The sequence below is a fragment of the Catenulispora rubra genome, from assembly GCF_015356825.1.
GTDB lineage: Bacteria > Actinomycetota > Actinomycetes > Streptomycetales > Catenulisporaceae > Catenulispora > Catenulispora rubra.
This window is the reverse complement of sequence record NZ_JAACYW010000174.1, coordinates 1-23833: the sequence shown is the minus strand read 5'-3', so window position 1 is coordinate 23833 and position 23833 is coordinate 1. Positions and strand designations below refer to the sequence as shown.

General features: G+C 71.0%; 25 protein-coding genes, 1 other RNA gene and 2 pseudogenes. 10 read left to right on the top strand and 18 right to left on the bottom strand.

What is annotated here, in order from left to right; translation table 11 throughout:
* Both GWK61_RS35030 and GWK61_RS35025 read left to right on the top strand, forming a co-directional pair.
* On the top strand, positions 1-449 hold a 449-nt coding region (locus GWK61_RS35030; RefSeq protein ID WP_194915992.1), incomplete at its 5' end, for a hypothetical protein.
* Positions 347-580: pseudogene (locus GWK61_RS35025) on the top strand (response regulator transcription factor); the annotation flags it as partial. The gene GWK61_RS35030 and the pseudogene GWK61_RS35025, both read left to right, overlap by 103 nt.
* Here the strand turns inward: GWK61_RS35025 and GWK61_RS35020 are convergent.
* A complete protein-coding gene (locus GWK61_RS35020; RefSeq protein WP_194915990.1) occupies positions 553-1104 on the bottom strand; it encodes a YciI family protein in 552 nt (183 codons plus the stop codon). The pseudogene GWK61_RS35025 and the gene GWK61_RS35020 overlap by 28 nt on opposite strands.
* Positions 1105-1141: 37 nt before the next feature.
* Here GWK61_RS35020 and GWK61_RS35015 point away from each other — a divergent pair, with 37 nt between their 5' ends.
* A complete protein-coding gene (locus GWK61_RS35015; RefSeq protein WP_194915989.1) occupies positions 1142-1735 on the top strand; it encodes a DUF6368 family protein in 594 nt (197 codons plus the stop codon).
* 12 nt (positions 1736-1747) lie between these two features.
* On the opposite strand, the gene GWK61_RS35010 is transcribed toward GWK61_RS35015, so the two are convergent.
* On the bottom strand, positions 1748-2692 hold the full coding sequence (locus tag GWK61_RS35010; RefSeq protein ID WP_194915988.1) for a tetratricopeptide repeat protein: 945 nt from the start codon (positions 2690-2692) through the stop codon (positions 1748-1750).
* A gap of 570 nt (positions 2693-3262) precedes the next feature.
* On the opposite strand from GWK61_RS35010, the gene GWK61_RS35005 reads away from it, so the two are divergent.
* Positions 3263-4927: a hypothetical protein gene (locus GWK61_RS35005; protein WP_194915987.1), complete on the top strand. Its 1665-nt coding sequence runs from the start codon at positions 3263-3265 to the stop codon at positions 4925-4927.
* 52 nt (positions 4928-4979) lie between these two features.
* Here GWK61_RS35005 and GWK61_RS35000 read toward each other — a convergent pair whose 3' ends face one another.
* Positions 4980-5165, bottom strand: coding sequence for a hypothetical protein (locus GWK61_RS35000; RefSeq protein WP_194915986.1), 186 nt, complete (start codon positions 5163-5165; stop codon positions 4980-4982).
* A gap of 50 nt (positions 5166-5215) precedes the next feature.
* Positions 5216-5614: RNase P RNA component class A (rnpB, locus tag GWK61_RS34995), an RNA gene on the bottom strand.
* Between the two features lie 129 nt (positions 5615-5743).
* On the opposite strand from rnpB, the gene GWK61_RS34990 reads away from it, so the two are divergent.
* Positions 5744-6130 carry a VOC family protein gene (locus tag GWK61_RS34990; protein WP_194915985.1) on the top strand — a complete coding sequence of 129 codons (387 nt, stop codon included), beginning with the start codon at positions 5744-5746 and terminating at the stop codon, positions 6128-6130.
* 237 nt (positions 6131-6367) lie between these two features.
* On the opposite strand, the gene GWK61_RS34985 is transcribed toward GWK61_RS34990, so the two are convergent.
* From GWK61_RS34985 to GWK61_RS34970, 4 genes are all read right to left on the bottom strand, one after another.
* Positions 6368-7075 (bottom strand): 4a-hydroxytetrahydrobiopterin dehydratase family protein, encoded by a 708-nt coding sequence (locus GWK61_RS34985; protein WP_194915984.1) that lies wholly within the window; start codon positions 7073-7075, stop codon positions 6368-6370.
* 8 nt (positions 7076-7083) lie between these two features.
* Positions 7084-8676: an RNB domain-containing ribonuclease gene (locus GWK61_RS34980; protein WP_194915983.1), complete on the bottom strand. Its 1593-nt coding sequence runs from the start codon at positions 8674-8676 to the stop codon at positions 7084-7086.
* A 181-nt stretch (positions 8677-8857) separates the two neighbouring features.
* Entirely contained in the window at positions 8858-9880 is a 1023-nt protein-coding gene (locus tag GWK61_RS34975; protein ID WP_194915982.1) for a PadR family transcriptional regulator, read from the bottom strand.
* A gap of 43 nt (positions 9881-9923) precedes the next feature.
* Positions 9924-10139, bottom strand: coding sequence for a hypothetical protein (locus GWK61_RS34970; RefSeq protein WP_194915981.1), 216 nt, complete (start codon positions 10137-10139; stop codon positions 9924-9926).
* A 149-nt stretch (positions 10140-10288) separates the two neighbouring features.
* Here GWK61_RS34970 and yaaA point away from each other — a divergent pair, with 149 nt between their 5' ends.
* Positions 10289-11098, top strand: a complete 810-nt coding sequence (gene yaaA / locus GWK61_RS34965; RefSeq protein ID WP_194915980.1) for a peroxide stress protein YaaA — start codon at positions 10289-10291, stop codon at positions 11096-11098.
* 79 nt (positions 11099-11177) lie between these two features.
* Here yaaA and GWK61_RS34960 read toward each other — a convergent pair whose 3' ends face one another.
* The 4 genes from GWK61_RS34960 to GWK61_RS34945 all read right to left on the bottom strand — a co-directional run bounded on the left by GWK61_RS34960 (position 11178) and on the right by GWK61_RS34945 (position 14719).
* Positions 11178-11795 carry a hypothetical protein gene (locus tag GWK61_RS34960; RefSeq protein WP_194915979.1) on the bottom strand — a complete coding sequence of 206 codons (618 nt, stop codon included), beginning with the start codon at positions 11793-11795 and terminating at the stop codon, positions 11178-11180.
* 68 nt (positions 11796-11863) lie between these two features.
* A complete protein-coding gene (locus tag GWK61_RS34955) occupies positions 11864-13006 on the bottom strand; it encodes a histidine phosphatase family protein (protein ID WP_194915978.1) in 1143 nt (380 codons plus the stop codon).
* Between the two features lie 64 nt (positions 13007-13070).
* Positions 13071-13808 carry a zinc ribbon domain-containing protein gene (locus tag GWK61_RS34950; RefSeq protein WP_194915991.1) on the bottom strand — a complete coding sequence of 246 codons (738 nt, stop codon included), beginning with the start codon at positions 13806-13808 and terminating at the stop codon, positions 13071-13073.
* Positions 13809-13858: 50 nt separating this feature from the next.
* Entirely contained in the window at positions 13859-14719 is an 861-nt protein-coding gene (locus GWK61_RS34945) for a Nif3-like dinuclear metal center hexameric protein (protein ID WP_194915977.1), read from the bottom strand.
* Between the two features lie 144 nt (positions 14720-14863).
* Between GWK61_RS34945 and GWK61_RS34940 the strand changes: the two genes are divergently transcribed.
* Positions 14864-15787 carry an NADP-dependent oxidoreductase gene (locus tag GWK61_RS34940; RefSeq protein WP_194915976.1) on the top strand — a complete coding sequence of 308 codons (924 nt, stop codon included), beginning with the start codon at positions 14864-14866 and terminating at the stop codon, positions 15785-15787.
* Between the two features lie 163 nt (positions 15788-15950).
* Here the strand turns inward: GWK61_RS34940 and GWK61_RS34935 are convergent, their stop codons facing one another.
* From GWK61_RS34935 to chsH3, 4 genes are all read right to left on the bottom strand, one after another.
* Positions 15951-16619, bottom strand: a complete 669-nt coding sequence (locus tag GWK61_RS34935) for a zinc ribbon domain-containing protein (protein WP_194915975.1) — start codon at positions 16617-16619, stop codon at positions 15951-15953.
* Between the two features lie 45 nt (positions 16620-16664).
* The gene (locus GWK61_RS34930; protein WP_194915974.1) at positions 16665-17570 is read right to left on the bottom strand and encodes a 3-oxoacyl-ACP reductase; all 906 of its coding nucleotides are present in this window, start codon (positions 17568-17570) and stop codon (positions 16665-16667) included.
* An 85-nt stretch (positions 17571-17655) separates the two neighbouring features.
* On the bottom strand, positions 17656-18735 hold the full coding sequence (locus GWK61_RS34925) for a Zn-dependent alcohol dehydrogenase (protein WP_194915973.1): 1080 nt from the start codon (positions 18733-18735) through the stop codon (positions 17656-17658).
* A 38-nt stretch (positions 18736-18773) separates the two neighbouring features.
* Complete coding sequence (gene chsH3 / locus GWK61_RS34920; RefSeq protein WP_194915972.1) at positions 18774-19631, bottom strand: enoyl-CoA hydratase ChsH3; 858 nt, start codon at positions 19629-19631, stop codon at positions 18774-18776.
* A 136-nt stretch (positions 19632-19767) separates the two neighbouring features.
* Here chsH3 and GWK61_RS34915 point away from each other — a divergent pair, with 136 nt between their 5' ends.
* The 3 genes from GWK61_RS34915 to GWK61_RS34905 all read left to right on the top strand — a co-directional run bounded on the left by GWK61_RS34915 (position 19768) and on the right by GWK61_RS34905 (position 22413).
* Positions 19768-20565: a hotdog family protein gene (locus GWK61_RS34915; RefSeq protein WP_194915971.1), complete on the top strand. Its 798-nt coding sequence runs from the start codon at positions 19768-19770 to the stop codon at positions 20563-20565.
* Between the two features lie 104 nt (positions 20566-20669).
* Positions 20670-21671, top strand: a complete 1002-nt coding sequence (locus tag GWK61_RS34910; protein ID WP_194915970.1) for a WD40 repeat domain-containing protein — start codon at positions 20670-20672, stop codon at positions 21669-21671.
* 97 nt (positions 21672-21768) lie between these two features.
* Complete coding sequence (locus tag GWK61_RS34905) at positions 21769-22413, top strand: hypothetical protein (protein ID WP_194915969.1); 645 nt, start codon at positions 21769-21771, stop codon at positions 22411-22413.
* 106 nt (positions 22414-22519) lie between these two features.
* Here GWK61_RS34905 and GWK61_RS34900 read toward each other — a convergent pair whose 3' ends face one another.
* Positions 22520-23458, bottom strand: a complete 939-nt coding sequence (locus tag GWK61_RS34900) for a cation diffusion facilitator family transporter (protein ID WP_194915968.1) — start codon at positions 23456-23458, stop codon at positions 22520-22522.
* Between the two features lie 63 nt (positions 23459-23521).
* Positions 23522-23833: pseudogene (locus tag GWK61_RS57240) on the bottom strand (hypothetical protein); the annotation flags it as partial.

Below are 23833 nucleotides of genomic sequence, written 5' to 3'. Positions count from 1 at the left end.
TGGCGGCGCTGGGGGTGCTGGCGCTGCTGCTGGCGGCGGCACTGCTGGTGGCGGCGGCACTGCTGGTGGTGGTGGTGTTGGCGGCGCTGCTGCTGGCGGCGGCACTGCTGGTGTTGGTGATGTTGGTGGTGTTGGTGGTGTTGGTGGTGTTGGTGGTGTTGGTGGTGTTGGTGGTGTTGGTGGTGTTGGTGGTGTTGGTGTTGGTGTTGGTGGTGTTGGTGGTGTTGGTGTGGAGCGGTCGGGTCGAGGACCTGCGCCGCTTTCCGGTGCTGCTTCCGGCGCGGGTCCCGGTGCGGCGTCGCGAGCTTCGTCAGCCGGGTCGGCCGGATTGCCGGGCCAGGGCTTCGCTGCCCTCACCCCGCGCGAGACCCAAGTCCTGCTGCTCATCTCGCGCGGGCTGTCGAACCCTGAGATCGCCGCCGAGCTGGTCGTCACCGACGAGACCGTGAAGACGCACGTCAGCCGGATCCTGACCAAGCTCGGCCTGCGCGACCGGACGCAGGCCGTGGTCGCGGCGTACGAGTCCGGGCTGGTGGTGCCCGGCGGCGAGGGTCAGGAGCGGCCGCCGAACCGCCACTGATGCACGCCGACCTCGGCGTATCCGGTGCCGGGCAAGGCGGCGCGGGCGTCGTCGGCGCTCGGCGCGCGCAGCATGGTGATCGTGCCGAGCCAGGTGTCGCCGTCGTCCGACAGCAGCGGGCCGTAGGCGATCAGCCCCGCGACGTCCGGCGCGGCCGGCACGCCGCCGACCGGTCGCGGCTCGCCGAGGGCCAGCACGAGGTAGCCGTCGTCCTCCGGTGCGCCGCCGGGGAACTGCCACATGGTGCGGCCGAGGTCGTTGCGCCAGCGGCGCAGCATCACGTCGCGGTAGACGCCGGCCTGGTATCCGGGCTCCCGGAAGGCGAAGGTGCGCGCCGCCGCGGTGTCGGGGAGCGTCAGGATGTGGACGCTGCCGGTCGGGTATTCGTCGTCGCCCTCGACAGTCGGGCCGCGCGCGATCATCACCTGCGCGAAGCCGTCCATGTAGGACCAGTGGTCTTCCAGGAGTTCCATGCGCAGCGCGAGGGAATCGGCGCGGTCGCGGTGGTAGCAGAAGAAATCCATGCGAACAGTCTTCACCAGTCGCCGTACGCTGGCGTTCATGACGGGGTCAGTGCACATCATCGATCTGCCGGGTCCGGTGACGGCAGAGCAGTTGGCGGAGTTGCGAGCGGCGTTCCGGAGCCTCGCCGAGCGGTGCGAGGAGGCGCGGGTCGGCTCGTACGACCTGGACATCGACCCCGCTGCGCTCGACGCGCGGGATCCGGAACGCCAGCACGAGGACGCCGACGGCGGCGGCGCGGTCCGCCGGTTCACCGTCAGCATCGCAGGGCCCGGATTCGGCGACGAGGCGGTCTTCCGCACCGAGCACGCCGACGACCCGGACCTCGACGCGCTGATCGGATTCACGCCGACGCACGACGTGGCGATCGCGACGACGGGCCGGGACTTCGTCGACCGGCTGATGATCGCCCGGCTCACGGCGATCGTGCAGGACGTGGTCGACGGGTTGGTCGACGTCAACATCCCCACGCGGGTGCTGGACCAGGTACGGGGGCTGCCCGGCGTGGTCGCCGTCCTCGACGAGGGATGGCCGCGCGTGTTCGGGACTGCGGAGTTCCTGCGGGCCTGGACGGCACATCCGGAGTTCCGGTGGTACGCGTTGGGGATCGTGCGGCTGCCGAGCGACGCCTGAGCGACGGCTGAGTCACGACGATGTGGTCCCGGGGGCTGAATTTCTCGCGATCACGCGGACGTGGATCTCCTTCGCCTGCTCGTCGGCGGCCTGCGACTCACTGTAGCGGCCCACCGCCATCAGCCGGCTGCCCAAGGTGGTCAGGAAGCGGGCCAGGTGGGGGTCGTAGGCGGGAGTATCCGCAGCCAGGCGGCGGTAGAACGCCACCACCTCCTCGGCGGTGGCCAGCGCCTCCTCCCCACGGCCCACGTCCCACAGCCGGTCGCCGAGGTTGGTCAGGACACGGGCCAGCTCGTGTTCGTGGACGGCGGGGTCGTCCGCGGCCAGGCGGCGGTAGATCACCACCGCCTCCTCGACGGCGGTCAGCCCCTCGTCCCGACGGCCCATCTCCGCCAGCGCGACGCCCAGGGCGGACAGGGACCAGGCCAGGTTGGGCTCGTAGACGGCAGGGTCGTCCGCGGCCAGGCGGCGGTAGATCGCCACCGCCTCCTCGACGGCGGTCATCGTCTCGCCCCAATAGCCCGCCATCGCCATCCGATTGCCCAAGATGTTCAGGGAACGGGCCAAGTGGGGTCTGTAGGCGGCGGGGTCGGCAGCGTCCAGCCGGCGGTAGGCCTCCACCGCCGCCTCGAAGACGATCAGGCCTCGGTGCCTCTGGCCGCCCTTCGTCAGCCAGTTGCCCACGTCGGTCAGGGCACGGGCCAGGTCGGTCCCGGGGTCGGCGGGCTCTTCGGGGACGAGCCGCGTCTCGGCGGCGTCCCGCCAGCCCGCGGGCCGGGCGGCGCCCAGCTCGCTGTCGACCATGCGGAGAACGGCGCTGAGTTGCTCCATGTCGTGAAACGGCGGCCGAAGCAGAGCCGTACCGTCGGCCCAGTGTTCACCCACCTTGCGGAGCAGGTGCCGCAGCGCATGAGCCGTCGGCTGGTCCATGGCGATGGTGATCGTCTCAGCATCCATAGTCACACCATAGGCCGCTGCGATCAGCCACGAGGTGCTGAGGAAGCCGCCGCACCCGAGCGACTTCTCAGACCACTGCGATCATGGTTCAGCCGCCTTGGGCGAGCTCGGCTATCGGCTGCCACTGGCGCCGCGTGAGGCGCCGGTCAGGAACCAGATGCGTTGTGCCATGAGATCACTGCTCCGATCGTTGAACTGTCAGGGGCGGCGCGAACCCTGCCGCGCGCATGGTCGTGGTCCAGGCCTCGTGGTAGCGGCGGACGACGCCGTCAAGGAAGGCACGATGGCCGCCCTCGTGGCAGGCCACGGCGAACTCGCCGACGACATGAGGGTGGAGCTGCTGGAAGCCGCCATGGCAACCCTCGACGCCTGCGGCTAGGCCGCCGACTCACCTTGGGCAGGAACGGGGATGCGCCCGCGCCGGCCCCCGCACAAGTCGAGTCTCACGATCCACGTGGTTACACGGATACGTACGGTGTCACGCGCCCCCTAGCCTCATCCCACATCCGCAGCACCAGCATTGGGGGAAACGTGGGACAGGCAAACAGAAGGGCCGTCGCCATAAGAACGTTGATCGCCGGCGTCGTGCTGGTGGCAGCGGTCGGGTGCGGCAACAGCGTCGGCGGAGGCGCGAAGGGGGCTTCCGGCGGCGCTGCGCCGGCGGACTTCTACGGATACGGCCCCACGCCGGATCCGAACGTGGCGTTGCAACCCGACGTGGTGATGATCAAGGACGGGCCCAAGGCCATCCGCGACGCCTCCGGGGACGGGCTGATGTGGACGATGGACAGTTCGGCATCCGGAGTCGGCGACCTGAAGGTCGGCAGCGTCATGATGGCCAGTTCGTTGGCCACCGGCCGGGTCACGAAGCTTGACCACCAGGGCGGGAACACCGTCGTGACGCTGGCACCGGCGAGCCTGACGGACATCGTGCAGAACGGCGATCTGAAGAGCGGCGACGTACCGGTCGACTTCGGACAGACCACCATGATGTACGTGCCCGACATGCCGGCGGAGGACCCGCTGCCGCCGCCCAGCAGCAGCCCGACGGACACGCCCACGGACGGATCGACCGACCCGTCAGCCCCCAACTCGCCATCCGACACCTCGACCGGCGCCGCAACGGATACGCCGTCCGGCACCTCGACCGACGCGAACTCCACCGACAGCCCGAGCGCCACGACCGACACGGCGACGGACCCGGGCTCGACCGACAGCCCGACCGACCCGGCCGCCGTCTCCAGCCCGGCAGATTCCGGTTCGACCGATCCCGGGAACACCGGCGACAATCCACTCGCCGATCCCGGTGTCACAACCCTCCAACTGCCGCGGCTCAACCTGACCGCCCTGGCCGCCATGGGCCACGCCAACAGCGGCAAGATGCACATCCTGGACAACGTGAAGGCCTCGATCCAGATCGGGAACTGGACCTTCGAGCCCTATACCAGCAGCACCCAGATCCGGATCCGGGCCACCTACGGCGACTACGGCGGCCAACCGGGACTGAAAGTCGGGTTCAACATCTATCTCGACTTCGACAAGCCCCACATGTCCGGCGAGGCCAACATCAGCAACGGCCAGATGCAGTCCTCGACGGTCAACCTCAGCGGCCTGAAATCGATCGGGCTGGACCTGTCGGCCGGCGCCGCCAACGGCGCGCAGGACAACACCCGGTTCCGGGTCGAGATGCCCATCGACTTCATGTCCGCCAGAATCCCGCTGGACGGCCTGCCGGCCACAGTGGCCGTGACGACCAAATTCGTGTTCGAATTCGGCTTCGGCTCCAAGAACTCGACACTGAAAGCCAGCGGCCTCTGGAACGTCCAAGGCACGCTGAGCAGCGTGGGCCAAGTCACGCTCACCGAGGCCAAGAGCCTCATCGGCTCGATGACCGGCGTCGGGATGGCCGGAACCGCGCTGGTGCTCGCCTTCGAGTTCAAGGACCAGATCGGCATCGGCATCCCGTTGCTTTCAGTCGGTCCGTACCTGAAGCTCGTCCTGTCGGCCGGCTTCAACGCCGGTTCGGCCCTCGGCTTCGGCCCCTGCGACTCCATCAGCGTGCTCGCCCGGCTGTCGTTCGGAGGCGGCATCGACGTCAACCCGACGGTACTCAGCTTTCTCAAGAACAAGCTCGGCCCCACGAAGTTCCAGCTGGAGAAACAAGCCGCGGCCAAGGACATCTACAAACAGGACTTCTACAAACCGCACGTCGACATGTGCAACCCCAACAAATAGCAGGCGGGAGGGGCCGGCGGACGCTCTGCGGACGTCGGCCCTCCGCGGACGTTCAGTTCGCTTGGGCACGCGGCACGCGGCCATTCAGGACGTAGTTCTCCAGCTGCGGCATCGCGTAGCGGGAGAACTCGGCTTCGGTCCATCGGCGACGGGGTGGTGCCGAACAGGGCGCCGGCCGGGCGTTGACGGCCAGCAGCACATCGGTGCCGGCGGACAGATCGACCGGTCCGGAAGACATGCGTGTGATTGACAAAAAATCGACAGAACCGACCCATCGATGCGGAATTTGCGGCGAGCCGGCCATAAGCCGGATTCTGTCCTGCGTCGCCGTGCCGGAGCACAGCCGCGCAGTGGCGACCATCCATCTAGGACGCGCGTCGCCGCGCGTCTCGTGCGGTCTACCCGCAGGCTCGGGCGGACCGCCCTCGAACGCCTGCGCAGGCTCGGTCTCCCGGGCCCTTTTGACCTTGCTCCGGGTGGGGTTTACCTAGCCGCCCGGGTCACCCCGGGCGCTGGTGAGCTCTTACCTCACCGTTTCACCCTTACCCGCCTGACGGCGGGCGGTCTGTTCTCTGTGGCACTGTCCCGCGGGTCGCCCCGGGTTGGTGTTGCCAACCACCCTGTCCTGTGGAGTCCGGACTTTCCTCGACGCCGGTCGCCCGACGCCGCGATCGCCTCACCGACTCGCCGCGCATCCAGTATAGGGGGCGGGGCTTCGCGGGTTGACGCGCATGACGCGGGTGGCCGCGGGTGGAAACAGGTGGACGTGCAATACCGAGTTGCCGAGCGGCCGCAGGTCCCGGAACAGTGTCGCCCATGACTGTCATACGCCACATCACCCTGGACGCGAACAACCCCTACGAACTCGGCAAGTTCTGGGAAGCGGTCCTCAACTGGCCGATGGACTCCGAGTCCGCCCCCGGCGACGGCGAGGTACTGCTGGACGGGCCCCAAGGACTCCCCAACCTGCTCCTGATCGAGGTCCCGGAACCGAAGAGCGCGAAGAGCCGCATGCACTTCGACCTCGAACCGCAAACCACCCGCGACGAGGAACTGGCCCGAGTCCTGGCCCTCGGCGCGAAGCTGGTCGAGGACCACCGGAAGGTGGACGGCGCCGGCTGGGTCTGGTGCGAGGACCCGGAGGGGAACGCGTTCTGTATCGAGCGGAGTGCGGCGGAGAAGGAGAAGCAGCGGATCGGCTGAGGCTGACGAGCGGGTAAGCCGACAAACGGGCGACGAGCCGCGGCCGGGGGACGGACGCGGCTCGGTGGTCGGTCGGCGGAAGAACGGTCGACCAGAGAGGGTCAGGCCCATCTGGAGCACGGCCGAGCAGGCGGCTATCGGGCTCGCGCGCCGCCATCATCGCAGCAGCGCCAAGCATTCCGGCCGGGCCGCAGCACAACCAGCCGGCCAGCCGGCCAGCCGGCCAGCCGAACCGACCTAATCCGGCTGCCGCCCCTGCCACGTCGTAATGCACACCTCATTACCCTCCGGATCGGCGAGCACCCAGAACGCCGGCGCCTCGTCCTCGTACGTCAGCCGGCCGCCTGCCGCCAGACCCGCCGCGATGCGGCGCTCGGCCTCGTCGTGCGGGACGCAGATGTCGAAGTGGATGCGGTTGCGCTGGGGGCGCGGTGCGTCCATCTGCTGGAACCAGATCGCGGGGCCCTGGCGTTGCGGGTCGACGAGTGCGTCGGTGGGGCCGGTGTTCTTTCCTTCGTCCTTGTAGGCGAACACCGCCTTCCAGAACGGCCGGACCGCCGGGATGTCGATCGCGTCCACGCCGATCTCGACTAGTTGCAGCGCGCGCGACGCCTCGCTCGCGACGTCCGCCGCCGTCTCCAGGCCCACCTCGCGCACCGCCAGCGAGACGCGGCCGGCCAGCTCCGCGTCGACGTCCGTCACCGCGGCGGCGTCGAGCGACTGCAGGACCAGCACGACCTTGTCGGCCCGTACGTCGAACCACAGGTGGCGGTCGGCGTCGGTCGCGCAGGCCTCGACCGCCTTCGTCGCGACCACGCTCCCCTGCGCCAGCGATGTCACGGCGACCGTGGTGCGCAGCGTCCCGAGTAGGTACCGCCACCCGATCGCTTCGACCGCCTCAGACGCCTCGCGCATCCGCAGGACTCGTTCCGGCTCGATCGCCATCGTGCTCCTCAGCTCTTCTCGGTACTTGTGCCATCGCTGTCAGGGTTCTTCTCAGAACCCTTATCAATACTTTTAGCACCGTTCCCGTTCCCACCGTTCCCCGCGACGTTCTTCACCGGCCGGTCGCGCACCGTGTACCGGGGATCCGTGGCCTCGAACAGTATCCGCCGCGTCGTCACGTCCGCCTCGGCCAGCCGCACCCGCGTCTCCTGCCCCAGCGGCAGGTCGTGGCCGTCGCACCGGGCGCGCACGGCGGGCTGCGTCAGCTGCACGATCCCGACGTCCGGCTTGCCGTTGTGGTCCCAGTCGATGCGCTCGTTCAGGTCGATGACCACCGCGTCGAACTCCTCGCCGACGCGGTCCTTCAGCAGCATCGTCTCCACCAGGTCCACGCACTCCCGGTCCACCGCCGAGCCGCGCCGGTCCGCGCCCTCCATCACCGCCGGCAGCTTCGGCAGCTCCGAGCGGGCCCAGTCCGGGACCTCCGTGCCGGCGCACAGCGCCACGCACACCTCCCCGGCGTAGCGGTCGGCCAGCCGCCGCAGCGGCGCAGTGACGTGCGCGTACGTCGTGGCCAGCGCCGAGTGGCCGGCCTGCTCCGGCACGCCGCCGTCGAAGGCCGTGTAGCCGGCGCCGCGCATCAGCGTCGTGGTCTCCTGCAGGAACGCCGCGTGCGCCGGGACCGCCGGGTCCAGCTTGCGGATCAGGTCGCTGTAGCTGACGCCCTCCTGCCAGCGGATCTTCAGCGCCCGGGCCACGCGGTGCAGCCGGTGGTAGGCGAACTCCGGCGGGTCGGGCATGGTGCGCAGCAGGCCGATCTCGCCGTAGACCATCAGCTCGGCGGCGGCCATGCCGGTCAGCAGCGAGATCTGCGCGTTCCAGTTCTCCACCGGCAGCGGCGTGCGGTACTCCAGCGACCAGCTGTCGCCGTCGGCGACCACGACCTGCGCCGGCACGCTCAGGCTTATCCCGCCGCGCTCGGCCTCACGGTCCTGGCGCAGCGTGCCGATCTCGCGCAGCAGGCGCAGGACCTCGTCGGCGGTGCCGGCGTCGAGCGCCGCCTGGGTGTCCTGGTAGTTCAGCTTGGCGCGGCTGCGCACGCGGGCGCGCCGCACCTCGACGTTCGTGGTGTCGCCGGAGGAGTCCAGATCGATCTGCCACAGCAGCGCCGGGCACTCCTGCCCGGGCAGCAGCGAGGCCGCGCCCTCGGACAGGACCTCCGGGTGCAGCGGCACGCGCATGTCCGGCATGTAGTACGTCTCGCCGCGCCGGTGCGTCTCCAGATCCAGCACGCTGCCGGGGGTGACGAACGCCGCGACGTCGGCGATCGCGTAGTGCACCCGGTAGCCGCCGCCCTCGCGCTTCTCCAGGTGCATGGCCTGGTCCAGGTCCATCGACTCCGCCGGGTCCAGGGTGACCAGCGGCAGGCCGGTGGCGTCCGCCTCGGGCATGCGCGGGGCCTTCGCCGCCGCCTCGGCCTCGGCCCGGGCGTCGGCCGGCCAGGGCCCGGGCAGCTGCAGTTCGGCACGGATGGCGTCGAACCCCGCGCGCAGGTCGGCGGCCGGGACGGCGGCCTCGACGGTGAGGACTCTTTGCGGCATGCCAGCACCTTATGGGGTGCCGGTGGGCCGTTGCACGCGTCCTGCGATCATCGTCACGCCCGCGCCGGGGCGGCGGCCCCGGGCGTGGCGTGCGGCTTCGCCGCCGGACCCGGGCGCCGCCGGCTACGGGTTTCCCTTGCCCCGCCCCGGTTCGCGCGCGCTGTGCGCCGATATCAGCCGATCAGTCCTCTGACGGATCGCCGGCCAGGATCCGGTACAGCGCCTGCCGGGCGCCGACCAGCACCCGCGAGGCCTCGGCCCGCTGGGTCTCGGTACCGACCTGGATCACCTGCATGTAGGCCATCGCCAGCTGCGCGATGACGTCGCGGATCTTGGTGGCCTCCTCCGAAGGCCCCTCTTCCTCCTCGATGCCCTCCCAGGGCGCGGTCCACTTGGCGCGGTTCTCCCGCACGTAGGTCTTGCCCTCGTCGGTGAGCGCGAACATCTTGCGCCCCTCCCCCTCCGTGGTCTGGACGATGCCCTCGTCCTCCAACTGCTGAAGCGCCGGATAGACGGATCCGGAGCTGGGCTTCCACGCCCCGTTGGTGCGCTGCTCGATCTCCTGCATCAGCTGGTAGCCGTTGGCCGGCCCCTCGTCGAGCAGGATCAGGACCGTGATGCGCACGTCGCCGCGCCCGGCGCGGCTGCGTCCGCCGTGCCGGCGCCGGCCGCCCGGCGCTCCCGGCGGCGGCCCGAAGAGCCCGCCGAGGAAGTCGAACGGGATGAAAGTGCCGCCGGCGCCCGGGATCGGCGGCAGCGGGCCGGCCGGGGGCATCGGGGGCATGGGCGGCATCGGCGGGGTGCCCGGCACGTTCCAGCCGAAGCCACCGCGGCCGCCGCCGCCCCGGCGCGGGCCGCGACGGTCTTCCCGGCGCTCGTCCCTGCGGTCTTCGCGGTCCTCCCGGTACCGGGTGCGGTGCTCCTCGCCGCGGGCCCGGGCCTCGTGCGCGTGATCGCGCGCGGCCTGCTCGAGCCGCTGCTTGAGCTCCCGCTCGCGCTGGGCCGCCTCCTCCCGGAGCCGGCGGCCCTGCTCCTTGAGCTCGCGGACCTGCTCACGCAGGTGCTGCTCGGCGCTGTCCCCGGTGCTGGTCTCGGTGTAGTCGGTGCTTTCGGCGCTGTCGGTGTTTTCAGTGTTGTCGTCGTGCTGGTCCTGCTGGTCCTGCTGGTCGTGCTGCTCGTGCTGCTCGTGCTGCTCGTCGGCCATCTCGCCGCCTCCAGTTCCACTCACCGGCGACAGTCGTCGCCTCTCAACGATATGACGGATGCTCCCCCGCCGCCCCCAGCGGAAGCAGCGGCAGGTACCGGACGCGGTCCCGGTCGCCGCGGTCGCCCCGGTCGGCGTACCGCCGGGCCCGCTGCCGCTCCCGCAGGCGGATCTCCATTTCGATCTCCTTCGCGGCCCGCGTGCGACGCTCGGTACGACGCCAGCGGCACGAAGCGCTCGGCCGGTGTTCCTCGATCATGATGTCCTCCCCATCGACGAAACGACTCCCGAAGTTGTTCTTTGATAGCTCAACGATATGTCGTTAACTTTCGCTCCGCAAGTCTCCGTCACGGCGAGTCTTCGGACCTGGCCGGTCGGCGGCGCCGCCGATGCGCGAGAATGATCGCCGTGCTGATCCTGCTCCCGCCCTCCGAAGGCAAGGCCCCCGACGGCGACGGCCCGAAGGTCGACCCGGCCGCGCTGGCCTTCCCGCAGCTGGCCAAGACCCGCAAAGCCCTGATGGCGGAGCTGACCCGGCTGGCCAAGGGGCGCGAGGCCACGGCGCTGGAGGTGCTGGGGCTGTCGCCGAACCAGGGCGGCGAGCTGGCGGCGGACCGGCAGCTGGCCACCGCCCCGACGCTGCCGGCCGCCGACCGTTACACCGGCGTGCTCTACGACGCACTGGACCTGCCGGGCCTGCGCCGCGACGACCCGGAGGCGTTCGCGCGCGCCGAGGCACGGGTGCTGACGTTCTCCGGGCTGTGGGGCGTGGTGCGGCCGGCGGACGCGATCCCGGCGTACCGCTGCTCCGGCGGCGTGACGCTGCCGAAGGCGGGCCCGGTGGCGAAGCTGTGGCGGGCCGCGCTGACCCCGGCGCTTGCCCCGGCCGTCGCCTCGGGGCTGGTGGTGGACCTGCGCTCGTCGATGTACGCGGGGATGTGGAAGGCCCCGGCCTCGGCGGCCGAGCGCACCGCGACGGTGCGGGTGCTGCACGAGCGGATCGTGGACGGTGTGGCCAAGCGCAGCGTGGTGAGCCACTTCAACAAGGCGACGAAGGGCCGGCTGGCGCGGGCGCTGCTGGTCGGGGACGTCGTGGTCGACACCCCGAAGGGGTTGGCCGAGGCGTTGCAGGACCTGGGGCTGCGGACCGAGACCGCGGCGCCGTCCAAGCCGGGGACGGCTTGGACGATCGACGTGGTGGTCGACTCAGTGGCCTGAGAGCCGCCGGAGCCCGATGGACGGCAGGTGTCGAGGCCGGCTGCCGATCAGTTGTTTGTCAGTTGTCTGTCAGTGCTGGTCAGTTGCCGCTAGGGGTGGAGCTGGCGCCCGATCCCCCGCCGCACAAGGTGGCCAAGGGCTTCGAGGCGTCGGCGGCCTTGGCCAGATCGTCGTCCGCGGAGGCGTGGTTCGTGACGTCGCGGCCGACGTTCTGGTAGTCGGTGCCGACCGCTTTCAGCGTCGCCCTCAGGTCGGGGTTGTCGGTCTTGGTGTCCTGGACCCGCAATGCGGTGCCGGCGGTGCGGTAGTCCTGGCCGGTCCGCGAGTCGGAGTCCTTGTCCGTCGCCAGCTTCGACTTCAGCGTCGCCAACACGTCGCGGACGTTGGAGCAGACGGTGTGGTCGACGTCCGAGGGCGTGGCCGTCGGGCTGGTGGCCGCGGACGTGGAGGGCGCGCTGGTGCTCGGGGCGGCGGTGCTGGACGTGCCGGAAGCCGTGGCCGTGGCCGAGGGCGTCGGGGACGAGGAGGTCAGCGGGCGGGTCGCGGCGGCGTTCTTCGGCTGCACGGTGACCGAGCAGCCGGCCAGCGCCGCGACCACAGCCACGGTCGCCGCCGCGGCCCGCACGGCACCGGCCCGTCCGGCGGTGGTCGCGTCCCCGTTCTCGTCTCCCCCGCGCCGCGGGGCCATCCGTTCCATGAGGCCGGAGTCTATCCACGATCACCGCGACGCGAAGCAGGCCCGGGAAGATCGGTGGCGCCCCGGCCTCAACCGGTCAGATGCGCGGTGTCGTTGAACAGGCGCATCAGCGCGCGGCCGTCGGCATAGCAAGTCACGACCGACAGCGAGGCCGCCGAGAGTTCCATCGCGTACAGGGACTCCGGCGGGGCCCCGAGGGCATCACGGATCAGGGTCTTGATAGGCGTGACGTGCGAGACGACCAGGACGGTGCGGCACGCGTGACGCTCCAGCAGCGCGTCGCGCGCCGCGAGCACGCGGACGGTCACATCGTCGAACGACTCCCCGCCCGGCGGCGCGACGGCCGTGGACGCCAGCCACGCGCGGTGCTCCGCAGGCCAGAGCTCGCGGACCTCGGCGAAGCTGTGGCCGTCCCAGAGCCCGAAATCGGTCTCGCGGAACCCGGGGTCGATCTCGACGGACAGCCCGAGCGCGTCGGCGGCCGCCTGCGCGGTCTGGACGGTGCGCTGGAGCGGGGAGGAGACGATCGCGTCGACGCCGCCACGCGCGGCCAGGCGCCGGGCGAGCGCGTCGACCTGCTGGAGGCCGGTGTCGGAGAGTTCGGGGTCGCCGACGCCGGAGAAGCGCCGCTCGGCGGTGAGCGCGGTGGCGCCGTGGCGCAGGAGCAGGAGTGTGGTCGGCGGACCCATGTCGGGGGCCGGGGTCCAGCTCGGCTGCTGCTGCTGCGCCGCCGCCGAACCAGAACCAGAACCAGAACCAGAACCAGAACCAGAACCAGAACCAGAACCAGCAGATCCCGCTACCCGTGACCTATCAACCGGCATCGCAGTGCCGGAAGCCGCAATCTCCGGACCGGTTTCGCCGCCGACACCCGGCAGCGCTTCCTGCGCGACAGCCGCCGGCTCAGTACCGACCGGCGCCCCGGCCTCTTCCCCGCCCCCACCAGCCTCCCGAGCCGCCCGGAAAGCCGCGATCATCGCCTCCGCCTCAGCAACCTTCGCCTTCGCCTGCGGATCGAGGGCGTAGGCGGCGCGCAGTCCGGCGATCAGGCCGCGGTACTCCGCGACGTTGTTGGCCACCACGCCGAGGCCCTCGGCGAGTTCGGCCAGGACCTCGCCGGTGGCGGCGTCCGCGACCAGCGCGCCGTAGGACGCCGGGCCGGGGTTGCCGCGGGAGGCCCCGTCGGCCTCGACGATGAACGCGCGCGCCATGGTTGTCCTTGTTGTCCGTGCTGTACTTGCTGTCGCTCGCCGCCCGACCGGCCCGCCCCGCGCCCTACAGCCCCGACTCCGCGACGCGCACCAGGATGCTGCCGCAGACGTCGTGCCGGACGACCTGGTCGGGGGCCGCGGCCTTGACCGCGTTGACCTCGCTGATGTCCAGCTCCAGCTGACAGCCGTCGCAGCGGCGCTGGCGGATGGCCGCGGCGCCGACGCCGTTGTCGGCGCGGATGCGCTCGTACAGCGCCAGCAGGTCCTCCGGGATGACCCCGGCGGTGGTCTTGCGCTCGGCGGTGACGGCCTCGACGTCGCGGTCGATCTGTTCGGAGGACTTGGCCAGCGCCGCGTTCACCTCGTCCCGGCGGGCCTGCGCCTCGTCGCGCTGCACGGTCATCTCGGCGACCCGGGTCTGCGCCGCCTCGCGCCGCTCCATCACCTCCAGGACCACGTCCTCCAGGTCGGACTGGCGCCGGGCCAGCGTCTCCAGCTCGTGCTGGATGTTCTCCAGGTCCTTGGCCGAGCCGCGGCCGGACTCCAGCATCTGCCGGTCCCGGGTGGCGCGGTTCACCACCTGCTCGACGTCGGCCTCGGCCTTCTTCTGCTCGCGCGCGATGTCGCCCTCGGCGGTCTCGGCGGCGACCAGGACGTCGCGCAGGTCCGCCAGGCGCCGGTCCACCTTCTCGGCCTCGGCCAGCTCCGGCAGGGTGCGCCGCTTGTGCGCCAGCTGCGCCAGGCGCACGTCCAGGCCGTGTAGGTCCAGCAGACGTTGCTGGTCGGCGGGGTTCGCGTTCAGGGCAGTGCCTCTCTCTTGACTTGTTCTTCACGTTCCGCCGGCGGCGGGTTCTACCCCGCTGCCAGGTGCGCGGTCCACGGATCGGTGACCAGCGTGGAAACGTACGCCTCCACGTTAGTACCGGCAGCCCCGAGCGTGGAACGCAACGTCTCGGCGGCATACCGCAGCCACGGCCACTCGCTGGCCCAGTGCGCCACGTCCACCAGCGCCGGTCCTCCGGCCTCCAGCGCCTCGGAGGCCGGGTGGTGCCGCAGGTCGGCGGTGACGTAGACGTCGGCCGCGGAGCTACGGACAGCGCCGAAAAGCGTGTCCCCTGCTCCCCCGCACACCGCGACTCGGCGCACCGGACGGTCCGGATCCCCGGCCACGCGCACACCCCCGGAGGTCACCGGCAGCGCCGCGGCGACCCGCGCGGCGAAGACGCTCAGCGGCTCGGCGGCGGCCAGCTCGCCGACCCGGCCGATGCCGAGTTCGGGGTTGGCCGCGCGCGGCTCCAGCGGCCGCAGGTCGTGCAGGTCCAGGGCCCGGGCCAAGGCGTCGGAGACGCCGGGGTCGGCGGAGTCGGCGTTGGTGTGCGCGGTGAACAGCGCGGTGCCGCCACGGATCAGCCGGTGCACCAGGCGGCCCTTGTATGTCGTCGCCGGGACGCCGTGGACCCCGCGCAGGAACAGCGGGTGGTGGGTGACCAGCAGGTCGGCCCCGCGCTCCAGCGCCTCGTCGATCACCGCGGCCACCGGGTCGACGGCGAAGCCGACGGTGCGCACCGGCTCGTCCGGGTCGCCGCAGACCAGCCCGACCGCGTCCCACGACTCGGCCCACGCCGGGTCGTAGACCCCCTCCAGGATCGCCACGACGTCCCGCAGGGTCGGGGCGGCGGTGCTGACATCGATGACGGCGGCGGGCTCTGGCATGCCCTGTAGGTTACCGGGCTGCGCGGCGCGGGCCTTGGTCCGAACCCGAGTCCGAACCCGCCCGATTGACCCCCTCGGCTAGCGGCGGCGCTCCTCAGGCCGCAGATTCATGTCAAGTGGCGACCACACAAGGGAGGAACCAGGATGCGCGCGGTCGGTGTGAAGGACTACGGGGCCACTCCGGAACTGCTCGACGTGCCCAAGCCCACGGCCGGGCCCGGACAGGTGCTGGTGCGCGTGGAGGCCGCGGGCGTCAACCCGGTCGACGCCATCGTCGCCTCCGGTGCCTACGGCAAGCCGCCGCTGCCGCAGGTGTTGGGCGTCGACTTCGCCGGCCGGGTGGAGGCGGTCGGCGCGGGCGTCACCCGCTACACCGCCGGCGACCCGGTCTTCGGCCGCGCCGCCGGCACCTACGCCGAATACGTGGTCGTCGACGAGTCCGGCCCGATCGGCCCGGCCCCGGACGCCGTGGAGCTCAAGACCGCCGCCGCCCTGCCGACCGCCGGCCTGACCGCGCTGGGCATCCTGGACGCCGCCGAGGTCCGCGGCGGCGAGAGCCTGCTGCTGATCGGCGCGGCCGGCGGCGTCGGCACCTTCCTGACCCAGCTGGCCTCGGCGCGCGACGCCCGCGTGCTGGCGGTGACGCGCGGCGACGAGAGCGTGCGCCTGGGCCTGTTCGGCGCGGCGGTGACCATCGACACCTCGGCCGAGGACGTCGCGGGCCGCATCTGCCGCGACGAGTACCCGGACGGCGTGGACGTGCTGGTGGACCTGGTGTCCGCCGACGGCGAGGCGTTCGAGGCGAACAAGAAGCTCGTCCACGACGGCGGCGTTGCGGTCAGCACCCGCGGCGCGACGCGCGAGCGCGGCAGCGTGCAGTCCGGCGTGGAGGAGATCGCGTTCCGCGTCCAGCCCTCGGCCGAGCTGCTGGCCGCGCTGGCCAAGGAGGTCGACGGCGGGACGCTGCGGGTGTTCGTGGAGGCGGAGGTGCCGCTGGAGCAGGCGCCGCAGGCGGTGGCGCGGATCCAGCACGGCGGGGCGCGGGGGAAGACGATCGTCAAGCCGTGAGGGGCTGGGACAGACAGGCAGGCACAAGCTGGGACAGACAGGCGGGCACAGGCAGGCACAGACAGCAGGCGCGGCACCGGCTGAGCCGTAGGGTTCCCCGCCCCATCGGCCGCCGCTGCCGCGCCGACTATTTGCCCATTGCCTACTGCCTACTGCCTACGCCCTACTGCGGCTTGCCGCACTCGGGGCAGAACTTCGCCCCCAGCACGACCTGCGACCCGCACCCGCCGCACGCCCCCGGATCCGCGTTCTGCTTCGCACCGCAGCCCGGGCAGAACTTCGCGCCGTGCGTCTCGTGCCCGCAGGACAGGCAGACCAGCTGCTTCTGCGTGGAGACGTCCACCTCGGCGGCCAGCCCGGCGCCGAACTCGCGGGCCTTCATCGTCGCGGCGTCGACCATGCCGTGGCTGCGCGCGGACTCGACCTCCGCGGCCAGGTCCGGGGCGCAGTTCGTGCACAGTCCGCGCTCCAGGCTCCAGCAGCGCGCGCAGACGTAGGACGTGCAGCGTCCGCAGCGGTTGAAGTGCTGCTCGGCGGCGGCGATCGCCTCCTTGAAGGAGTTGTCGCGCGCCTTGTGCCAGCCGCTCTGCACCAGGCCGTCGACCCCCTCGGCGACGTCCCAGCCGATCGTCGAGGCCGCCCCGTGCGCCATGTTGGACGCCCGGCGGATCCAGCCGGCGGCGCGCGCCGCCTTGTACGGCTCGAAGCCGCTGCGCCAGGTGTCGCTGCACCGCTGGCAGTAGAACTCGAACTCGAAGCCGGCGTCGTTGCCGTACTGGTTGGAGTAGTCGCGGTGGTTGTTGCTGAACCAAAAAGTGTTGTCGTCGGCCATTGCCCGAACCCCCTATTGATAAGGCCTAGGGGCACAGGATAAAGCTCAACGCCGACGGAGCGACAACACGTCTGTCGCGCTGAAGTTCTCGCCGGGTTTCTTGGCCTCGAAGAAGCGGCCGAGCGCGGTGTCGAGCTCCTCGACGGTGAACGTCTCCTGCGCGGAGTCCCAGCGTTCCTCGACCACCGGTCGCTGCATCAGCAGCACCATGCCGCCGTGCACGACGAACACCTGGCCGTTGACCTTGTCGGCGGCCGGGGAGGCGAGGTAGGCGACGAGCGGGGCGACGTGTTCGACAGCCAGCGGGTCCATGCCCTCGGCCGGGGCTTCGAAGCCTGCGAAGACGTCCTCGGTCATCTTGGTGCGGGCCCGCGGGCAGATCGCGTTGGCCCGAACGCCGTAGCGCGCGCAGCCGTTGGCGGTGGCGGTGGTCAGGCCGACGATCGCGGCTTTGGCCGCGGCGTAGTTGGCCTGGCCGGCAGCGCCGGCGAGGAAGGCCTCGGAGGAGGTGTTGACGATACGGCCGTAGACCGGTCCGCCGGCGGCCTTCGACTGCTCGCGCCAGTGGGCCGTGGCGTGCCGGGTCAGGGCGAAGTGGCCCTTGGCGTGCACGCGCAGGACGTCGTCCCATTCCTGTTCGGACATCGAGAACACCATGCGGTCGCGCAGGATCCCGGCGTTGTTGACCAGGATGTCCAGCGTGCCGAACCGCTCGATCGCCAGCCGGGTCAGGGATTCGGCGTAGTCGAAGTCGGAGACGTCGCCGGCGGAGGCGACGGCCTGGCCGCCGGCCTTGACGATGTCGGCGGCGGTCTGCTCGGCGATGGCCGGATCGTGGTCGTTCACCACGACCGCGGCGCCCTGGCGGGCCAGCTCCAGCGCTTCGGCACGGCCGAGTCCGCGGCCCGCGCCGGTGACGATCGCGGCGCGGTCGGTGAGGGATGTCGTCATGGCAGGTCTCCACATCGGATACAGATTCTCCACATCAGATACAGATTCTCCAGATCAGACACAGGTTCTCCGTATTAGATACAGATCAGACCTCGATGATCGTCCGGATCGCCGCGCCGGTGCGCAGCAGCTCCAGAGCTTGGTTGATGTCGTCGAGCTTGAGCCGGGCGCTGATCATGCCCTCCAGGTCCAGCCGGCCGGCGCGCCACAGCGCGATCAGCCGACCGTACTCCCGGCGGGGGTCGGCGCCGCCGTAGTACGAGCCGAGGATCTTCTTGTTGTCGAAGAAGAGCTGGAACATGTTGAAGTAGACGTTGTCGTCGCTCTTGCCGGCGCCGACGACGGTGACGGTGCCGCCGCGCCGGGTCAGGGCGTAGGCCTGCTTCACGAGCTCGGAGCGGCCGACCACCTCGAAGACGTAGTCGAAGCCGGCGCGGCCGGTCACCTCGGCCTTGGCGGCGTCGGCGTCCTCGGGCTTGACGGCCCTGGTGGCGCCGAAGCGGAGCGCGACCTCGTGCTTGCTCTCCACCGGGTCGATGGCGACGATCTCGGCGGCCCCGGCGATGCGCGCGCCCTGGATCACGCTGATCCCGACGCCGCCGGCGCCGATCACCGCGACCGAGGAGCCGGGCTGGACCTGGGCGGTGTTGATCACGGCGCCGACGCCGGTGGTGACGCCGCAGCCGATCAGGGCGGCGATCTCGAACGGCACGTCGTCCGGGATCTTCACGGCGCACTGCCACGGGACGACCATCTCCTCGGCGAAGGTGCCGTTGCCGGCGAAGCCGTAGACGTCGGCGCCGTCGACCTTGAAGTGCGGCGTCATGGTCATGCCGAAGAAGATGTCGACGCACAGGTTGCCCTGGCCGTCGCGGCAGAAGGAACAGTCGCCGCACGGCGGGTTCCAGCACACGATGACGTGGTCGCCGACGGCCACCTCGGCCACGCCGGCGCCGACCGCGACGACCTCCCCGGCGCCCTCGTGGCCGGGCACGAAGGGCACGGGCTGCGGCAGGACGCCGGTCATCGCCGACAGGTCCGAGTGGCACACGCCGGTGGCGTGGATCCGGATCCGCACCTCGCCGGGGCCGGGGTCGGCGAGGGTGACGTCGTCGCGGACGTCGAGGGTCTGGCTGCCGATCTCGAACAGGACTGCTGCGCGCATGAGGGGTTCCTGTCTTTTTCTTTGTCTGTATAGAGGACCTAGGCCTTGTAGGTCAGCACGGTGTTGGCCAGCACTACCGCGTCGTCGCGCTCGGCCGAGGTGGAGACGATGTCCACGCGCCCGGCGCCGTCGTCCCACATCTTCACGCGCATGGTCTCGCCGGGGAAGAAGATCCCGGCGAAGCGCGTGGAGTACTCCGTCACCCGCGTCACGTCGCCGGCCAGGACGGTGTCGACGACGGCCTTGCAGGTGATGCCGTAGGAGCACAGGCCGTGCAGGATCGGGCGGTCGAAGCCGGCCATCGCGGCGAACTCCGGGTCGGCGTGCAACGGGTTCCAGTCGCCGGACAGGCGGTAGATGAGCGCCAGCTGCTCCAGAGTCTTGACCTCGACGACGTGGTCCGGCTCGCGCTCGGGCGTGGTGTCCACGGTCGAGGGGCCGCGCTCGCCGCCGAAGCCGCCCTCGCCCCGGACGAAGATCTGCGAGTGGCTGGTCCAGATGGGGCCGTCGGCGTCGGCGATCACGCTCTCGGTGCGGATCACCGCGGCCTTGCCCTTGTCCCAGACGTCGGTGACGCGTGCGGTCGCGGTGGCCTGCCCGGAGGTCGGGAGAGCCCGGTGCACGGTGACCGACTGGCCGCCGTGCAGCACGTTGACCAGCTGGATGTCGATGCCCGGGTTGGCGAACAGCGAGAAGCCGAGCGCGCCGCCGGCCACCACCGCGAAGGACGGCAGGACCTTGAGGCTCTTCTCGTAGACGTAGGCCAGCTCCGCCGCGTCGGTCGCCGGGACGCCCGCGCCCAGGCCCAGGTGGTAGAGCTGGACGTCCTTCGGGGTCCAGGCCAGCTCGATGCTGGTGGCCGGGGCGGCCAGGGCCTTCTCGGGGTCGATGGGCATACGCCGGTCCCTTCGGTCTTCGGTCAAGCCGGTTCGGGCTGATCTCGCACTGATCGAGTACTGTCCCGGGCAAACTAGAACACGTTACTGTCGGATGCAATGGCCGGGTCCACGGACGGATGGGGAGAGACTCCGCATGACCGAAGCGGTTTCCAAGGGCGATATCAGGCGCGCCTGGCTGGACGAGGACGAGGCGAACCTGTCGGCGGCGCGGGTGGCGAAGCACCGGCTGGTGGAGCAGGTACGACGGCTGGTGGACGCGGCTTTCCAGCTGGACACCGGGGACGCCGGATACCACCCCGAAGACGCGAGCGAGACCGACCGGGACTTGGACTCGGACTTGGACTCCGGTTCGGGCATCGGCTCCGGCTCCGACTCCGACACCGACCGTGCCGCGCGGTTCATGGCCCTGGCCGCCGAAGCCGAATCCCTGGCCGATCGCATCGGCGCCCTGCCCCGCATCCCGCGTACCGACATCGCCGCTGAGGGCGTGAACGCCAGCCAGGCCCGCCGCCACGACACCCTTCTGGTGGAACGCTCGACCGTCAACGGCCGCGGCAACCCCCTGGCGCCGCCGATGCGCATGTGGGCCGACGGCGAGGTGATCCGCGGCGAGGCGTACTTCACGGCGCCGTACGAGGGGCCGGCGGGGCGCGTGCACGGGGCGTGGGTCGCGGCGTGCTTCGACGAGATCCTGGGCTGCGCGCAGGGGGCCTCGGGGGCGTTCGGGTATACGGGGACGTTGACGATCACGCTGCGGCGCGCCACGCCGCTCTACACGAAGATCACCTACGAAGCCGGATTCTCGCACCGCGAGGGGCGCAAGATCCACGGCTGGGGCCGCTGCTACGCCGACGGACAGTTGACGGCCGAGGCCACAGGCGTGTTCGTCATACCGGCGAACGGCAGGATGGGCCACGGCGCTACTGAGTAAAGGCCTTGCCAGCCATCTCAGCCTGCGTAAAAGTACGTAATTTGATACTTCTGTTTGAGTAAAATCCGACTGCGGCGGAGCCCGGCCCCGGTAGCGTGCCGCCCATGCTTCACGATCTCCTGGACGCGCTCCTGGATGCGCCGACGACCCGGTGGCGGACAGACTGGTCCACCGACGGCGAGTCGCCCACCGGGCACTGGGACTGGGTCGTGGCCATGGCGACGGTCGAGGTGGACGGGCGGCTCGTCGCGCTCAGCGGGGGTTCGGACCAGGCGGTGCGGGCGTGGGACGCCGGCACCGGCGAATCGCTCGGGGAGCCGGTCACGGGGCACTGGGGAACGGCGCTGACGACGACCGTGCTGGACGGCCGCGCGCTGGCGCTGACCAGCGGCACCGACATGACGGTGCGGGTGTGGGACCTGGCCGCCGGCAAGCCGTCCGGGGAGCCGCTGAGCGGCTTCGAGGACAAGGTCGAGGCGATCGCCACCACGACCGTCGACGGCCGGCCGACAGCCATCACCTGCACCGGCAGTGCCCTGGGCCTGGCCGAGCCGACGGTGCAGGTCTGGGACCTGACAACCCGCCGCCCGATCGGCACCCCGCTGGCCGGGCACACCGAACCGGTGTGCGCGGTGGCCACGACCGTCCTGGACGGACGCCCAGTCGCGGTGACCGCCGGCAACGACGCCACGCTGCGCGTCTGGGACCTGACGACGCACCGCCAACTCGGCGCCCCGCTGACCGGCCACACCGACGCCATCTGGGCGGTGGCGACCACGGTCCTGGACGGCCGCGCCGTCGCGGTGACCAGCAGCGACGACTCGACGCTGCGCGTGTGGGACCTGGCAGCGGGCACGGCGCTCGGCGCCCCGCTCACCGGCCACACCGCCGGCGTGGAGACGGTGACGACGACGCTGCTGGACGGCCGCCCGGTCGCGGTCTCGGGGAGCTGGGACCAGACGGTGCGCGTGTGGGATCTGGGCACCGGCCGGCAGGTGGGGCCGGAACTGATGTTCCCGGCACAGGTGCAGGCGCTGACGGCGACGCCGGACGGTCGGCTGCTGGTGGGGTACGACCGGGGTGTGGCGGCGCTTTCGGCGGGGTGAGGCTGGCCGATGGCCGGGCGGCAGCGCGCTGCTGAGGTGCTTTCGGCGGGCTGAGGCGTCTGGTTCGCTTGTGGGCGGGCCGCGTTAGTCTCAAGGAGTGAACAACGCAGCCTCGCAACCGGTCACCGCGCACGACGTCACCCTGTCCGTCGCCCTGGCCGCCGACGCCCTGCTGACCGCGGTCGACCAGGACTGGCACGTCCCGGCCGGCACCCTGGGCTGGGACTGCTGGGAAACTGTCGAGCACATGGCCGACGACCTGTTCGCCTACGCCGCGCAGCTCGGCCCGCGCAAGCCACCGCAGGACAGGCACGTGCCGTTCGCCTGGCAGCGCAAATTCGAAGGCGGCCCGGCCGTCACCACCTTCGCCGACCCGGAAGCCGGGAACGCCGGCCTCATCGAGATGTTCGAGGCCTGCGGTGCCTTCCTGGCCGCACTGGTGGCGACCTCACCGCCCGAGACCCGAGCCCACCACGCGATGGGCCTGGCCGACGCCGAGGGCTTCGCCGCGATGGGCATCGTCGAAGTCGTGGTGCACATGCACGACGTCGCCGCCGGACTCGACATCGCCTGGACCCCGCCCGAAGACCTCTGCGACAGGGTCCTGCACCGCCTCTTCCCCGAGGCCCCGACCGACACCGCACGCTGGCCCACGCTGCTGTGGGCCACCGGACGCGGCGACATCCCCGGCCACGCGCGGATCACCGGCCGCTGGCGGTGGTACGCCGCACCGCGCGAGTAACTGCCAACCCACGCCCGGTCGTCGGCGCCGGCCGCCGCAGATCAAGCTTCGCCGCATCCGGAACCCGGGCTCGCACGCACCGCCGCCGAGCCCGCGTCGCCGCCCCTCACCCCGTCGTCGGCGCCGGCAGCGGCCCCGGCCGCCGCACATCAGGCTCCAGATAGATCAGCCGCGCCTCCGGCACCGCGTCGCGGATCCGGCGCTCGGCGGCGTCGATCGCCTTCGCGACCTCGGCCGCCGTGTCGTCGTGCTGGACCGCGATCTTCATCGCGACCAGCAGTTCCTCCGGCCCCAGGTACATCGTGCGCAGGTGGATCACGTCGGTCACCGTGTCGCCGTCGACCGCCGCGGCGCGGATCGCGTCCACGTCGTGCCGCCCCGCGCCCTCGCCGACCAGCAGGCTCTTCATCTCCACCGCCAGGACCACGGCGATGCACACCAGCAGCACACCGATCGCCATCGTGCCGACGCCGTCCCAGCGCCCGTTGTCGGTGGCCACCGCCATGCCGACGCCGAACAGCGCGAAGCACAGCCCCAGCAGCGCGCCGGAGTCCTCCAGCAGCACCACCGGCAGCTCCGGGGTGGTGGCGCGGCGGATGAAGCCGATCCAGCTGCTGCCCTCGCGCAGGTGGTTGGACTCGCGTACGGCCGTGCGGAAGGACATGCCCTCCATCACGATCGCGAACAGCAGCACCCCGACCGCCCAGTACCAGCTCTCCACCTTCTCCGGGTGCGTGATCTTGTGCCAGCCCTCGTACAGGGCGAACAGCCCGCCGACGCTGAACAGCACCACCGAGACGATGAACGCGTACACGAACCGCTCGCGGCCATACCCGAACGGATGCTCGGTGTCAGCCTTCTTGCGCGCCTGCTTGCCGCCGATCAGCAGCAGCACCTGGTTGCCGGAGTCGGCGACCGAGTGCACGCCCTCGGCGAGCATCGACGCCGAACCGGTGAAGGCGTAGGCCACGAACTTCGACACGGCGATCCCCATGTTGGCGGCCAACGCCGCCACAACCGCCTTGGTACTGCCTTCTGCGCTCATGCGCGCGACTCACCTGCTCCTTCGCGAATCCCCGGGCCCGAAAGCAAGCAGAGTAACAACGATCTACCGTCCGCGGGGCGGGGTACGGCCGTGGTCGCCGAACTCCCGGGCCAGGTCGACACGGTCGGCATCGGTCATCCGGCGGTACCGGCCGGCCTGGCGCAGATACACCGGATCCGCCGTACACCAGGCCTCTTCCACCAATCCGCGAACCACGATCTTGTTCGTGGCCGTCCTCGGCATCGACGCCACGAGGCGCACATACCGCGGCCACCACAATTTCGGCAGCTCCGAATGGGAACCCAGGTACGCCTCGAACGCAGCCGGATCGAACGCCTCGAATCCTCCTACGCCTCCAACCCCTCCGCTCCCGCC